The organism is Saccharopolyspora sp. CA-218241, from assembly GCF_050954615.1.
Lineage (GTDB): Bacteria > Actinomycetota > Actinomycetes > Mycobacteriales > Pseudonocardiaceae > Saccharopolyspora > Saccharopolyspora cebuensis.
On the sequence record NZ_CP191860.1, the window covers coordinates 4,617,925 to 4,630,758 of the forward strand.

Consider the following 12,834-nt stretch of genomic DNA (forward strand, 5'->3'; position numbering starts at 1 on the left):
GTCATCCCTCGGCCGGCGCCTCGGGGAGCTCCTCCTGCGGCGCGGTCGGCTGGCCGCTCAGGCGCTGCGAGATCACCTGGGTGATCCCGTCGCCGCGCATGGTCACGCCGTAGAGCGCGTCGGCGATCTCCATGGTCGGTTTCTGGTGGGTGATGATGAGCAGCTGCGAGGTCGTCCGGAGCTGGTCGAGCAGCGTGATCAGCCGCCGCAGGTTGGTGTCGTCCAGCGCCGCCTCCACCTCGTCGAGCACGTAGAACGGCGAGGGCCGGGCGCGGAAGATCGCCACCAGCATGGCCACCGCGGTCAGCGACTTCTCGCCGCCGGACAGCAGGGACAGCCGCTTGACCTTCTTGCCCGGCGGGCGGGCCTCCACCTCGACGCCGGTGGTGAGCATGTCCTCGGGGTCGGTGAGCACCAGCCGCCCGTCCCCGCCGGGGAACAGCACGGTGAAGACCTTCTCGAACTCGGCGGCGACGTCGTGGAAGGCGGCGGTGAAGACCTCGAGGATCTTCTCGTCGACCTCCTTGACCACGCTGAGCAGGTCGCGGCGGGTGGCCTTGAGGTCCTCGAGCTGGGTGGACAGGAACTTGTAGCGCTCCTCCAGCGCGGCGAACTCCTCCAGCGCCAGCGGGTTCACCTTGCCCAGCAGGGACAGGTCCTTCTCCGCGCGCTTGGCCCGCCGCTCCTGGGCGGCGCGGTCGTAGGGCACCGGCGGCGGCGCGCTGACCTCCTCGCCGCGCTCCCGGGCCGCCTCGTACTCGGCGAGTTCGGCGGCGCTGGGCGGGATCGGCACCGTGGGACCGTACTCGTCGACGAGGTCGTCGAGCCCGATCCCGAAGTCCTCGATGATCTTGGACTCCAGCTGCTCGATGCGCAGCCGCTGCTCGGCGCGGACCACCTCGTCGCGGTGCACCGCGTCGGTGAGCTTCTCCAGCTCGCCGCTGAGCTCGCGGACCCGCGCCCGCACCACGCCGAGGGACTGGTCGTGCTCGCGCTGCTGGGCTTGGGCGAGGTCGCGCTCCTCGGTGGCGGTGCGCAGCGAGACCGCGATCCGGTCCAGCGCGGTCCGGCAGCCCTCGACCACCGCCTGCGTCACCCGCGCGGCGCGCTCCTTGGCCCGGCGGGCGGCTTCGGCGCGGGCCCGGGCCTCGCGCTCGTGCCGGGCGGCGCGGCGCAACTGGTCGGCGCGGCCCTGCACCGCGCGGGCCCGCTCCTCGGCGGTGCGCAGCCCCAGCCGCGCGTCCATCTCCTGCTGCCGGACGGTCACCAGCTCGGTGTTGAGCCGGTCGCGCTCGTCGGTGTCGGGTTCGGCGGCGTCGTCCTGCTCCCGCTGCACCGCGTCCAGCCGCGCCTGCAGCTCCTCCAGCTTGGCCAGCGCGTCGGTGCGGGTCTGCTCGGCCCGCACGCTCTGCTGGCGCAGCCGGTCGACCTCCGCCGAAGCGGAACGGGCCGCCCCGGCCAGGCTGGACACCCGCTCGGTGCTGCGCGCCCGCCGCACCTTCGCCTCGTTGATCTCCTCCTGGACCGCGCGGACCTCGCCGCGCCGCGCTTCCTCCTCGGCGCGGGCGCCTTCCAGCGCCGCCGAATGCTGGTCCAGCCTGCGCTGCGCGGCGGCCAGCTCGGCCTCGGCCTCGTCGACGGCGGCGCGCACCTCGATGACGCTCTGCCGGTCCGCCGAACCGCCGCTGGCCCAGTGCACGCCGAGCACGTCGCCCTGCGCGGTCACCGCGCGCACCGCCGGATCGGCCTCGACGAGGGGCCGCGCCTCGTCGAGCGAGTCGACCACCGCGACGCGCTCCAGCGCGCGGGTCAGCGCCGGCCGCAGCTCGTCGGGGGCCTGCACCAGGTCCACCGCCCAGCGCGCCGCTTCCGGCGGCCACCCCGAGCGGTCCGGGGACTCCGCGCCGCCGACCAGCAGCCCGGACTGCCCCGCCTCGTCGGTCTTGAGCAGCTCCAGCGCGCTCACCGCGTCGGCCACCCCCCGCACCGCGACCGCGTCGGCCACCGCGCCCAAGGCCGCGGCCAGCGCCACCTCGGCGCCCGGTTCCACGGTGACCAACCCGGCCACCGTCCCGAGCACGCCGGGCAGCTCGGCCGCCAGCAGCGTCCCGGCGCCGTCCTTGCGCTGCAGGCCCATCGCCAGCGCCTCGACCCGCGCCTTCCACGACGCGATGTCGCGCTCGGCGGCGCGTTCGGCTTTGACCAGCTCCTCGACCCGGGCCCGCGCCGCGTCCCGCGCCTCGGCGGCGGATTCCCGGCGTTCCTGGAGACCGGCGTCGTCGGCGTCCTGCCCGCCGCCCTCCTCCTCAGCGTCGGCGTGCCGCCGCTCGGCCTCCTCGGCGCGCGCGGCGGCTTCCTCCAGCTCGCCGGAGAGCCGCTCCCGCTCCTCCTCGGCCGACTCCGCCTTGCCGCGCATCGACTCCACCTGGCCGGACAGCCGGGCCACGCCCTCCCGGCGATCGGCGATGGCGCGCACCGCCGCGAGGTGGGCCTGCTCGGCCTCCTTCAGCGCCGCCTCCAGCTCGGAGCGGCGCTCGACGACCTCGGTGAGCGCGTCGCGGGCCTCCTCCATCGCCTCGCGCAGCTCGACCTCCTGCTCGGCGGCCTCCTCGGCCTCGGCGTCGAGCTCCTCGGGATCGCGGCCCGGCCGGTGCTCCTCGGCCTGGGCGGTGAGGTGCCGGTGCCGTTCGGCGGCGAGCCGGTGCGTGCCGCCCAGCCGCTCCTCCAGCGCGGAGAGGCGGTACCAGGTCTCCTGGGCCTTCTCCAACCGGGGCGCGTCGGCGGCGACCTTCTCCTCGAGGGTCTTCTCCTCCGACTGGGCGAACTGCAGCGCCCGCTCCACCTCGGCGCGCTTGACCCGGGCGGTCTCCTGGTCGGCCTCGTCGCGGGCCAGCTCGGCGCGGGCGGTGACCAGGTCGTCGGCGATCAACCGCAGCCGCGCGTCCCGGAGGTCGGCCTGCACGGTCTGCGCCTTGCGTGCGATCTCGGCCTGCTTGCCCAGCGGCTTGAGCTGGCGGCGCAACTCGCCGGTGAGGTCGGTCAGCCGGGTGAGGTTGGCCTGCATCGCGTCGAGCTTCCGCAGCGCCTTCTCCTTGCGCTTGCGGTGCTTGAGCACCCCGGCGGCCTCCTCGATCAGCCGCCGGTGCTCCTCGGGCTTGGCCTGCAGGATGGTGGCGAGCTGGCCCTGCCCGACGATCACGTGCATCTCCCGGCCGATGCCGGAGTCGGAGAGGAGTTCCTGCACGTCCATCAGGCGGCAGGAGTTGCCGTTGATCTCGTACTCGCTGGCGCCGTCGCGGAACATCCGCCGGGTGATCGAGACCTCGGTGTAGTCGATCGGCAGCGCGCCGTCGCCGTTGTCGATGGTCAGCGTCACCTCGGCGCGGCCCAGCGGCGCCCGGCCCGCGGTGCCCGCGAAGATGACGTCCTCCATCTTGCCGCCGCGCAGCGCTTTGGCGCCCTGCTCGCCCATCACCCAGGTGAGCGCGTCGAGCACGTTCGACTTGCCCGAGCCGTTGGGCCCGACGACGCAGGTGATGCCGGGTTCGAAGCGCAGCGTGGTGGCCGAGGCGAAGGACTTGAATCCCTTGAGCGTCAAGCTCTTGAGGTGCACGGCGTCGACCTTCCCGTTACCGCTCGGCGCACCGGATCGCCCGGTTCCTGCCACGTCCGGCCGACTCTACCTGCGACGACGTCGGAGTTGCCGCAGAACCGTCCGTGCGTCCGCGGGTGCCCGCCATCGGCGCCCCGGTGACCGCCCGGGCGCTCAGCGTTCGACGAAGCCGTCGAGCCCGCCCCTGGGGTCCGACCACTGCTCGGCGACGTGCTCCACCGATCCCGGCGCGTCCGCCGAGCGCAGCGCCACCAGGAGCGATTCGCACGCCTGCGCCGGACCTTCGGCGACCACCTCGACCCGCCGCCCCGGCAGATTGGTGGCGCTGCCGACGAGACCCAGTTCGAGCGCGCGGGACCGCGTCCACCAGCGGAATCCGACGCCCTGGACCTCACCGTGCACCCATGCGGTCAACCGCCGCGTTCCGGTATCCGTCACGCCCGCATGATCCCGCACGGCCGCGGTCGGCGCCCTGCGGGCCCGGCCCCGGACCCGGATCGCTACGGTGGCCCCCGGCACGACCCGCCCGGTGCGCGCTGAACGGTGCGGACGACGAGAACACCGAGGGATGCGATGCGGCAGGAAGACCCGGACGCCAGACCGAAGCGCCTCGTGCTGTGGGCCGCTTCCGGCATGGTGATCTCCACCGTGTTCGCCACCGCCGCCGCGATCGCCGCGGGACCCGGCACGCAGGCGGGCGACGCCCCCGACTTCTCGCTGAAGCCGACCGCCACCTCCCGGCCGGTCCCGACCTCCGCGGACTCGTCCGGGCAGCTTCCCCCGCCCCCGCCGCCGGGCACCAGCACGACCACCGGCGGGGCCACGTCGTCCACGACGCCCCCGACCAGCTCGGACTCCCCGACCCGCACGCCCACCGGCGAGGAACCGCCCCCGGGCACCGGCCACCGCATCGCCCCACGCCACCGCCGCCGCCGTCCTCGGACGATCCGGAACTGCCACCGGAGCCGCCGACCACCCCCTCGGAGCCGTCAACGACGCCCCCTGAGACGTCGACAACGCCGCCGACCACCGAGGAACCGACCAGCACCACGACCCAGGGCACCACGGGTTACGGCACCGCCGCGTCGAGGACCACGACCGGGGGCGCCACGCCCCCGGGCACGCCGTGACGCGCCTGGCCGTGCACGCCTGCCGGTCGCTGTGCTCGTGGCACCGGACCCGCGCGGAGCTCGACGGGCTGCCGCTGCTGGCCTGCCGGGGCTGCGGGTCGCAGTGGGTGCGCACCGAACCGTGGACGCCGGTGGACCACACCGGCCGCATCCCCGACGACGTCCGCGCCGAACTCCGCCGCACCACCGCTTTTCACCCGGAAGGGGACTGAGTGAGGGGCACCCCTGTCCAACATACTTGGGCAAGGGTGCCCCTCACCTGGGAAAGATCACCCGGTGGTGCGGGGCGCTCGGGGCTGCGGTGCGCGGGCGTTCAGGCCGGGTCGTTCGGGATGCGCAGGGTGGCTCGGGACCCGGTGGGGGCGACCAGCGCCGCGTTGCGTTCGTCGCTGCGCAGCACCCACTCCCGGGCCTGCTCCGGGGTGCGGCCGTAGCGCACGTGGCGGTCGATCAGCCGCCGCACCCGCAGCCCGTCGTCGGGGGCCAGGAACCAGGACTCGTCGAGCAGCCCGCGGACCGGGGCCCACGGCGGGGTGTCCAGCAGCAGGTAGTTGCCCTCGGTGATCACCAGCGGGACGTCCGGCGGCACCGCGATCGACCCGGCGTAGGACTCCTCGACCTCGCGGTGGAACTCCGGCGCGTACACCGTCTCCCCACCCGGGTCCCGGAGCCGGCGCAGCAGCGCGACGTACCCGGCGGCGTCGAAGGTGTCCGGCGCGCCCTTGCGGTCCTGCCGCCCCAGCCTGCGCAGTTCGGCGCCCGCCAGGTGGAAGCCGTCCATCGGCACCAGCACCGCCTCGGCACCGAGCTCGGCGAGCACCCGCTGCGCCACCGTGCCCTTGCCCGCGCCCGGCGCGCCCGCGATGCCCAGCACCCGCCGCGAGCCGGTCCCGGCCAGCGCCCGGGCCCGGGCCAGCAGTTCGTCGAAGCCGATCACGCGCCCAGGCTACGGCCGGTCCTCGTGCACCTCGGCCAGCAGGTCCCGGACGTACTCGGCGATGCGGTTGCCGTCGGCGGGGGCGATGGTGCTCCACCGGCGGCCGTCCCCGCTGGGGCGCACCACGTGCAGGTAGCGACCGGACGGGGTGTCGTGGAAGGCCACCACCCGCTCCGCGCGGTCGGCCCGACCCCCGCGCCGGGGGCGGCTCTCCGCGCCGAACTGGCCGCGCACCCCCATCCCCGCGGTCATGTGCGAGACGTCCACCGCGTCGTCACCGGGCACCCCGAGGGCGCGCAGCTCGTCGGAGAACAGGTGCGGATCGTCGGTTCCGGCGAGCCGGCCCGCCTCCCGCAGCACGTCGTTGGGCAGGCTCACCGAGCGCCCGCGCCCGGCGGGCACGTCCCCGGCCACCGACACGGCCGCTTCGGCCAGCGCGCCGCCGCGCAGCGCGGTGAGCTCCACGACGTCGCCGTCCACCACGGCCAGCACCCCCGCCTCGCCGGAACCCGCGGCCAGCGCCCGGATCCGCCGGTCGGCCCAGATCCGCACGTCCACGCTGCGCTGCGGCCGGTCCAGCAGGGTCAGCAGATCGCCGAAGTCGACGTCGACCCGGTCCCGCCCGGTCTCCGCCAACCGCCTGCCGCGCAGGCCCTCCCAGACCTCGGCGACGAGCCGGTCGCGTTCGGCGCGGGACGCGCCCGGGCTCGGCACCTCCAGCACCACGTGCCGGTGCTCGGTGAGCTTCTCCGCCTCGCACACCACGTCGAACTCGGCGGCGGAGAGCATGACCGCATCGGCCTCGGCCCCTGGTCGCACGTCAGTCCCGCTTCGGTTCGTCGCCGGACCCGGATTCCTCACCGCGGCCGGATTCCTCGTCGCGCTGCGGTGCCTCGCCGCCCAGCACCGCCGGGGCGACGAGCCGCTCGTCGTCGAACGGGGTCTCGTCCACGGCGTACTGGTTGTCGTGTTCCTGGTCCTCCTCGGACCGGGCCTGACCGCCGCGCGTCGCGGCCGGTCCCATCAGCGCGCCGCCCGCCGGCCGGCTGCCCGGGCTCCCGCCCGCGGTGCGCCCCGCGGTGGTGTCCCCGGGACCGCCGCCGATGCCCGACGAGCCACCCCGGACCGGAGCGGAGCCGCCGCCGCGGGCCGTCCCCGGAGTCGCCGTTCCCGCGCCGCGCCCGCCGAGCAGCTTGCCCGCCGCCGCGGCGCCGAGCCCGGCCGCCGCCGCACCGCCCGCACCGATGCCCAGCGCGGTGCCGACCCCGATGCCGCCGCGACCGCCGCCGCTGGGCGTGCGGTCGGCGAAGCTGCCGCTGCTCGGCGCGTCGGGCCGGTTGCCGACGCCCGCGTACCCGCCACCGCGCGGATCGGCGGACCCACCGCCGGAGCCCGGGGTCCCGGGGACGACTCCGCCGCCCGCGCCGGTCCCGGTACCACCGACCGCGCCACCGCCGACCGCACCGCCGGTCGCCACCCCGCCGAAGGCCGCCGCACCGCCGCCGGCGACGCCCGCCGTGCCCGTGGTCGCCGCCAGGCCCTGCGGGCTCACCAGGGCGGGCCCCATCTCGGGCAGCGGGCGGAACTTCTCCGCCTCGCCGACGGTGCCGTCCCGGTAGGAGCCCAGCGCGGCCTGCGCCGCCGAGCGCTGCTGCGCGATCTGCTTGGCCTCCTGGTCGTAGTCGCTCTCGTAGCCGAAGCCGCCCCCGGCCCACTCGAAGAAGTGCTCCGATTCCTGGTGCCGGAGTTCCTCGCCGTTGGGCAGCGTGTTCCGGGCCGACTCGAAGCTGCGGCCCTGCGCGTCCACGCTGGTCGCGGTGGCCCGCAGCGGTTCCTCGGACTCCTGGAGGACCACGCTGCGCTGCGCCGAGGCCTCCTGCGCCAGCGCCCCCGCGTTGCCCTCCCAGGCCACGCCCAGCTTGCCGAGCTCGGTGCGCAACGTCTCGTCGAGGTCGACGACGACCCGCACGCACTCGTCGAGCGCCTGCACCGCCTCGTGCATCGACTCCGACCCGCGCCCCTGCTTGATCTTGCCGATCCAGTCGAGCAGTTGCGGGATGTCCATCCCCTCGAACCGCAGACCGCGGATCTCCTCGATGCCGGTCATGTCTCCCCCTAGCCCTGCAAGGTGGCCACGGCGGACTCCGCGACCCGCTTCGCCAGATCGCACATCTGCTGGTTGGTGAGCCCGTAGGTGAGGCTCGGGGACCCCCACGCCTGCAACGTCTGGCCCTCGGCCACGTCGACGAACACGCTGCAGCCGAGTCCTTCCAGACCGGCGCCCGCCTGCTGCTGCTCGGCCCGGAACCCGGCGACCTCGTACGACGCGGCCGTCTCCGGGAAGGGCTCGCCGAGCTGCTCGGTGAAGGCGTCGAGCGACTGGGGGATCGCGGCGACGATGACGCCGAACGACGGCTCCACGTTCGGCGGGCTGCGCCACGAGCAGTGCTGGTGGTCCGCATTCCCCGGCTGGCGCACGTCGTCGGTGTTCGCCCCGATGCTCGGGTTGGCGACGCCGAGTTCGGCCTGCTGCTCAGGGGTCAGCAGGGTGCAGAGCTGCTCCTCGGACATCGTGGTCACCGGGAGCTCGACCGGGCGGGACGGCTGCTCCGGCTGGGCGGTGGCGCCCGCCGGGGCGGGTTCCTCCGCCGCGCACCCCCCGACCAGCAAGGCCGCCGACACCACCGCGAGCGCCGCGTACCGAACTCGTCCCGTCACAGCCGCGCTGCTCACTCCGCTCCCCTGTTCACGTCGTCGAAGGAGGCCCGGATCTCCTCCTCGGTGTAGCCGTACTGCTTGGCCGCGTCCTCCATCTGCACGGCGAGCTGCTTGACGTTGAGGACGTACTGCATCAGCCGGTTGTAGTGCGAATCCGGGTTAGTCAGCAGGTTCCGGTTCCACTCCGTCGCCGCCGCGACGCTGATGTCGTCCTTGGCGGGCGGGTCGATGGCGAGGGACCACTGGAGTCCCCCCAGCCGCTCCTCGGCCTCATGCGTCGCCGCGAGGATGATCTTCCTGGCCTCCAGGACGTTGTCCTGGTTGACCGCGACGGTCTGCCCGGCACCACCGGGGACGGGCGGCGGAGGCGGTGCTGCTGGTGTCGTCATCGCGGGGAACCCCCAGGTCGCGGCGTGTGATCGCCCGTTGGACGGTGACCTTAGCAGCGCGGTTCCCCCCGGTCAGCAAGTCCGCCGAACTTCACACGGACCCCACGCCGACCGCCGCGACGCGGGGGCTCACCGCTCGAAGCGGTAGCCCATGCCGGGTTCGGTGAGCAGGTGCTGCGGGCGCGCGGGGTCGGCCTCCAGCTTGCGCCGGAGCTGGGCGATGTAGACCCGCAGGTAGTGGGTTTCCCCGGCGTGGCGCGGACCCCACACCTCGTGCAGCAGCTCCCGCTGCCCGACCAGCCGGCCGCGGTTGCGGGCCAGCACCTCCAGCATCCCCCACTCCGTCGGCGTGAGGTGGACCTCCGCACCGCCGCGGCGGACCTTCTTGGCCGCCAGGTCGACGCTGAACGTGGCGGTCTCCACCACCGGTTCCTCCGGAACCACCCCGGTGGCGGCGCGGCGGACCGCGGCGCGCAGCCGGGCCAGCAGCTCGTCCATCCCGAAGGGCTTGGTGACGTAGTCGTCGGCGCCCGCGTCGAGCGCCCGGACCTTGTCGGGGGAGTCGGTGCGGGCGGAGAGCACGAGGATCGGGACGGTGCTCCAGCCGCGCAGCCCGGCGATGACCTCGGTGCCGTCCAGGTCCGGCAGCCCGAGGTCGAGCACCACCACGTCGGGCCTGCCCTCGGCGGCGGCGCGCAGCGCGGCGGCCCCGTCGACGGCGGTGAGCACCTGGTAGCCGCGCGCGGTGAGGTTGATCCGCAGCGCGCGCAGCAGTTGCGGCTCGTCGTCGACCACCAGCACCCGCGTCAGCACCGCTGCCCTCCCGCACCGAGCACCGCGGGCAACGACAGCACGATCGTCAGCCCGCCGCCCGGGGTGTCCTCCGCGGCGATGCCGCCGCCCATCGCCGTCATGAAACCGTGCGCCACGTTGAGGCCCAGCCCGACCCCGGGCGCCCCGGCGTCGCCGCGCGCGCCCCGGTCGCCCAGCCGCTCGAACGGCGCGAACACCCGCTCCGCGGTGCCTCCGGGCAGCCCGGGGCCGCGGTCGACGACGCGCAGCTCGACCCGCTCGGCGTGCGCGCTGGCCCGCACCACCACCCGGCCGCCGGCCGGTCTGCCGTAGCGCAGCGCGTTCTGCACCACGTTGGCCACCACCCGTTCCAGCAGTCCCGCGTCGGCCAGCACCGGCGGCAGCGACTCGTCGGCGTCCACCGCGACGTGCTCGGCGCCGTCCAGCCCGGCCAGCGCCGCGCCCACCACCTCGTCGTAGCCGACCGGGGCGAGGTGCGGGGCGATGGCGCCGGTGGCCAACCGGGAGGAGTCCAGCAGGTTGTCCACCAGCCCGGTCAGCCGGTCCGCCGATTCCTCGACCCCGGCGAGGAGTTCGGCGGTGTCCCGGGCGGACAGCCGCAGGTCCTCGGCGCGCAGGCTGCTCACCGACGCCTTGATCGAGGCCAGCGGGGTGCGCAGGTCGTGCCCGACGGCGGACAGCAGCGCGGTGCGCAGCCGGGAGGCGTCGGCCAGCCGTTGCGCCTCGGCCGCCCCGGCGGCCATCCGCTGCTGGCGCAGCGCGACCAGCGCCTGCCCGGCCGCGCCTTCCAGCACCGCCCGGTCGGTGGCCGGCAGCGGGCGGCCGTCCGGCCGGGACAGCACCAGGTGCACGTCATCGGCCACCTCGATGTCCACATCGGACTCGGGGTCGGGCGGCTCGCCGTGCGCGGCCACCCGCTGCCAGCGCTCGCCGTCGCGTTCCACCAGCGCCGCCGAGGCGAGCCCGAAGTTCTCCACGAACTTCGCCAGCAGCCGGGGCAGCGGGTCGGGATGGGTGAGCACGGTGCGGGCGTAGGAGGTGAGCAGCGTCGCCTCGGTGCGCGCGTCGGCGGCGCGTTCGGCGAGCCGGGCGGCGCGGGCCACCAGCACCGCCACCAGCAGCCCGACGGCGATCATCGCGACCAGCGCGACCACGTTGGCCGGGTCGGACACGGCCAGGGTGTAGCGCGGCGGGGTGAGGAAGAAGTTCAGCAGTCCGCCGGACAGCAGCGCGGCGGTCAGCGCCGGGGCGACCCCGCCGACCAGCGCGACCAGCACGGTGACCAGGAAGTACCCGATCACGTCGGCGGACAGCCCCGGTTCGAGCAGGGACGCGGCGGCGGTGACCCCGGCGGGCAGCGCGACGGCCAGCGCCCAGCCCCACAGCCGGCGCGGCCACGGCAGCGGGTTGCGGTCGGGGTCGCGGCCGAACCACCGGCCGCCGACGTCGTGGTTGACCATGTGCACGTCGATGCCGCCGGATTCGCGCACGACCCCGGCGCCGATCCCCTCGCTGAACAACCGCGCCCACCGGGAGCGCCGCGAGGTGCCGACGACGAGCTGGGTGGCGTCGGCGCCGCGCGCGAACTCCAGCAGCGCCGTCGGCACGTCGTCGCCGACGACGGTGTGGAAGCTGGCGCCGACCGCCTCCGCGAGCCGCCGGACCCGGGCGAGCCCGCCCGCCGAGGTCCCGGCCAGACCGTCGCCGCGCAGCACGTGCACCACCCGCAACCCGGCGCCGGTGCGGGCGGCGATCCGGCCGCCGCGGCGGATCAGCGTCCCGCTCTCCGCACCGCCGGTGACCGCCACCACCACCCGCTCCCGGGTCTCCCAGGTGCGGGTGATCCGCTGCTCGGCCCGGTGCCGGCGCAGCGCCACGTCGACCTGGTCGGCCAGCCAGAGCAGCGCCAGCTCGCGCAGCGCGGTGAGGTTGCCGGCGCGGAAGTAGTTGCTCAGCGCGGCGTCGACCCGGTCGGCCGGGTAGACGTTGCCGTGCGCCATCCGGCGGCGCAGCGCCTCCGGGGTGATGTCGGCGAGCTCGACCTGCTCGGCGCGGCGCACCACCTCGTCGGGCACCGTCTCCTGCTGGCGGACGCCGGTGATGGTCTCCACCACGTCGTTGAGGCTCTCCAGGTGCTGCACGTTGACGGTGGACAGCACGCTGATCCCGGCGTCGAGGAGCTCGTCGACGTCCTGCCAGCGGTGGGCATTGCGCGAGCCGGGCGCGTTGGTGTGGGCGAGCTCGTCGACGACGACCACCTCGGGGCGCCGGGCCAGCACCGCGTCCAGGTCCAGCTCGGTGAGCTCGACGCCCCGGTGCCGCACCCGGCGGCGCGGCACCTGCTCCAGGCCGTCGAGCAGGGCGGCGGTCCGGGCGCGGCCGTGCGTCTCGACCAGGCCGACCACCACGTCGGTGCCGCGCTCGGCGCGCCGGTGCGCCTCGGTGAGCATCGCGTAGGTCTTGCCCACCCCCGGTGCGGCCCCGAAGTGGATCCGCAGTTCAGCGCGCCCGTCCACGCGTTCAGCTCCCTCCCCGCGCCCGCTCGACCGCGAGGTTGAGCAGGGTCGCGTTCACCGCCCGCTGCCCGAGCACCCCGCCGCCGGTGTGCTCGGTGACCAGCGCGCGCACCTGCTCCTCGCCCAGCCCGGTCACCCGCGCCACCCGCGGGACCTGCAGCTCAGCGTAGGCCGGGCTGATGTGCGGATCGACGCCGCTGGCCGAGGCGGTCACCGCGTCGGGCGGCACCAGTCCGGGCAGGACGCCCTCCCGCGCGGCGATCAGCGCCCGCCGCTCGACGACCAGCGCCAGCAGCTCCGGGCTGGAGCCGCTCTGGTTCGACCCGCCGCTGGTCGCCGGATCTCCCGGTCCCAGCGCGGTTTCCGCCGACGCCGAGGGCCGGGTGTGGAAGTACGGGTCCCGCGCGGGATCGGCCGGCACCGGGTCGATCCCGATCAGCTCCGAACCGGCCACCCGGCCGTCCACCACGATCCGCGAGCCCTCCGCGTGGGCGTGCAGCCCCGGCAACCGGGTCACGCCCCAGACCGCCAGCGGATACCCGATGCCGAGCACCACCGTGGCCACCAGCAGCAACCGGACCCCGGCGACGACCTGCCGCCACCAACCACCGTCCATGACCCCTCCCGAAAAGCCCGTCCCAGCCAACGAAAACCAGCCGAACCCGACCACCCACCACCGCCAGGCAAGCGGCGAAGCCGCTTCCGCCTCGCCCCACCC

Annotated in this window: 12 protein-coding genes; 1 reads left to right on the top strand and 11 read right to left on the bottom strand. The window is 75.2% G+C overall.

All coding sequences use genetic code 11. From position 1 onward, the window contains the following. Position 1: 1 nt before the first annotated feature. The 3 genes from smc to ACQP0T_RS21980 form a co-directional block, all read right to left on the bottom strand. The gene (gene smc / locus ACQP0T_RS21970; RefSeq protein ID WP_433869770.1) at positions 2-3,613 is read right to left on the bottom strand and encodes a chromosome segregation protein SMC; all 3,612 of its coding nucleotides are present in this window, start codon (positions 3,611-3,613) and stop codon (positions 2-4) included. Positions 3,614-3,766: 153 nt separating this feature from the next. Next, complete coding sequence (locus ACQP0T_RS21975; protein ID WP_433869771.1) at positions 3,767-4,051, bottom strand: acylphosphatase; 285 nt, start codon at positions 4,049-4,051, stop codon at positions 3,767-3,769. Positions 4,052-4,113: 62 nt separating this feature from the next. Next, positions 4,114-4,524: a hypothetical protein gene (locus ACQP0T_RS21980; RefSeq protein WP_433869772.1), complete on the bottom strand. Its 411-nt coding sequence runs from the start codon at positions 4,522-4,524 to the stop codon at positions 4,114-4,116. A 215-nt stretch (positions 4,525-4,739) separates the two neighbouring features. Between ACQP0T_RS21980 and ACQP0T_RS21985 the strand changes: the two genes are divergently transcribed. Continuing rightward, a complete protein-coding gene (locus ACQP0T_RS21985; RefSeq protein ID WP_433869773.1) occupies positions 4,740-4,955 on the top strand; it encodes a hypothetical protein in 216 nt (71 codons plus the stop codon). Between the two features lie 101 nt (positions 4,956-5,056). Here the strand turns inward: ACQP0T_RS21985 and ACQP0T_RS21990 are convergent, their stop codons facing one another. The 8 genes from ACQP0T_RS21990 to ACQP0T_RS22025 all read right to left on the bottom strand — a co-directional run bounded on the left by ACQP0T_RS21990 (position 5,057) and on the right by ACQP0T_RS22025 (position 12,732). Continuing rightward, entirely contained in the window at positions 5,057-5,680 is a 624-nt protein-coding gene (locus ACQP0T_RS21990) for a nucleoside/nucleotide kinase family protein (RefSeq protein ID WP_433869774.1), read from the bottom strand. A gap of 9 nt (positions 5,681-5,689) precedes the next feature. Next, positions 5,690-6,499: an ESX secretion-associated protein EspG gene (locus ACQP0T_RS21995; protein ID WP_433869775.1), complete on the bottom strand. Its 810-nt coding sequence runs from the start codon at positions 6,497-6,499 to the stop codon at positions 5,690-5,692. 1 nt (position 6,500) lies between these two features. Next, positions 6,501-7,787: a hypothetical protein gene (locus ACQP0T_RS22000; protein WP_433869776.1), complete on the bottom strand. Its 1,287-nt coding sequence runs from the start codon at positions 7,785-7,787 to the stop codon at positions 6,501-6,503. 8 nt (positions 7,788-7,795) lie between these two features. Then, entirely contained in the window at positions 7,796-8,398 is a 603-nt protein-coding gene (locus tag ACQP0T_RS22005; RefSeq protein WP_433869777.1) for a DUF3558 domain-containing protein, read from the bottom strand. An 11-nt stretch (positions 8,399-8,409) separates the two neighbouring features. Then, entirely contained in the window at positions 8,410-8,787 is a 378-nt protein-coding gene (locus ACQP0T_RS22010) for a hypothetical protein (protein WP_433869778.1), read from the bottom strand. A 129-nt stretch (positions 8,788-8,916) separates the two neighbouring features. After that, positions 8,917-9,597, bottom strand: coding sequence for a response regulator (locus tag ACQP0T_RS22015; RefSeq protein WP_433873812.1), 681 nt, complete (start codon positions 9,595-9,597; stop codon positions 8,917-8,919). After that, positions 9,594-12,116: a DUF4118 domain-containing protein gene (locus tag ACQP0T_RS22020; RefSeq protein WP_433869779.1), complete on the bottom strand. Its 2,523-nt coding sequence runs from the start codon at positions 12,114-12,116 to the stop codon at positions 9,594-9,596. Before ACQP0T_RS22020 ends, ACQP0T_RS22015 begins: the two co-directional genes overlap by 4 nt. Positions 12,117-12,120: 4 nt before the next feature. Continuing rightward, positions 12,121-12,732 (bottom strand): potassium-transporting ATPase subunit C, encoded by a 612-nt coding sequence (locus tag ACQP0T_RS22025; RefSeq protein ID WP_433869780.1) that lies wholly within the window; start codon positions 12,730-12,732, stop codon positions 12,121-12,123. Positions 12,733-12,834: the final 102 nt, after the last annotated feature.

Bases quoted from the DNA above. Each gene is read 5' to 3' on its own strand.
- ACQP0T_RS21980 (WP_433869772.1), bottom strand. From the start codon at position 4,524: ATGCGGTGGCCGGTGCCCGGGGGCGGTTCCTCGCCGGTGGGCGTGCGG.
- ACQP0T_RS22000 (WP_433869776.1), bottom strand. From the start codon at position 7,787: ATGACCGGCATCGAGGAGATCCGCGGTCTGCGGTTCGAGGGGATGGAC.
- ACQP0T_RS22025 (WP_433869780.1), bottom strand. From the start codon at position 12,732: ATGGACGGTGGTTGGTGGCGGCAGGTCGTCGCCGGGGTCCGGTTGCTG.
- ACQP0T_RS22010 (WP_433869778.1), bottom strand. From the start codon at position 8,787: ATGACGACACCAGCAGCACCGCCTCCGCCGCCCGTCCCCGGTGGTGCC.